Here is a 1,025-nt window from a genome sequence, read left to right on the forward strand (position 1 = left end):
AAATCATAAAATCAAATTCATATGTTCCCAGTGGAACTGTATTACCACCCATAATAATTAACTTACATCCACCCGGTGGAATAACACCATCAAGACACACATCTGATTTTTGAATGCCCATATCTTTAAAATACTGATTAAACTCTGACATCACCTGATCAATTTCACCTGAACCAATAACACGTAAATGCTGTAACTGCTCTTTATTCCGAGCTTCCTCTGAAAATAACAATGAAACATCATCAACTTCTTGATGCGACATATTCTTAATGCCTATATAAAACGGCCTCTGTTCATAATAATCATAATAGGAATCATCAAATGTAAAAGGATCAAAAAAATCATCCACTGAAACACCAGGTTTAAACCGTTTCTCATAGTAACTAATCGTTCTCTCAAGGCTTATATCCGTATTAATAAATACCGGTATTCTCATTTGCATCGACGAATTCTCCGCTACCAATAAAGCACCAACTAATGGATGATCAATCCCTGTGATTGCAATATTCAGCGGACAAGCCTCATCATCTTTGATACTCGTGCAATCCGTATCTAAATAAACACCGACAAAACCTTCTTCTGATTTCCATTGCTCAAATGTCTGGCGATTACGGGTAATCGGTAGGGTGATCTCATAATCACTGTCATCTTCAATAAGCTCCGCATAAAGTTTTGTTGAGTTATAGTCAACACCATTATCCTTTAAATCCGGGTTAATATAAATTTTACCATATTCACCATTTTTGATTGATAATGCCTCTAAAGGCAGTGTTTTAGTATCTTGATCGTCATTACTGCTTGCCTCAAGCACACGCAAATCCTGCTCTAAATTAATCTTTGATAAATCCGCATCCCCTCTATAAAGCTCTGGGGCATCAAATATCATCATACTTGAGGTTCCAATGTCCATTAACTCCCTGGCTTCTTTTTCAGACTGATATAAATTAATAAACTCTAGATCATTAAATGATTTGATAGATAATAGCAAAGCTTTAGACTGTTTCCATTCAACTTCTGGAACTCCC

Annotated in this window: 1 protein-coding gene; it reads right to left on the reverse strand. The window is 35.9% G+C overall.

Annotation, left to right across the window (positions count from 1 at the left end; all coding sequences use genetic code 11):
* The coding region (locus tag DNK84_RS12630; protein WP_162902452.1) for a hypothetical protein at nucleotides 1-1,025 on the reverse strand (1,025 nt) is incomplete at both ends.

Origin of the sequence: Facilibium subflavum (assembly GCF_003574485.1) — a bacterium.
GTDB classification, from domain to species: domain Bacteria; phylum Pseudomonadota; class Gammaproteobacteria; order Francisellales; family Francisellaceae; genus Facilibium; species Facilibium subflavum.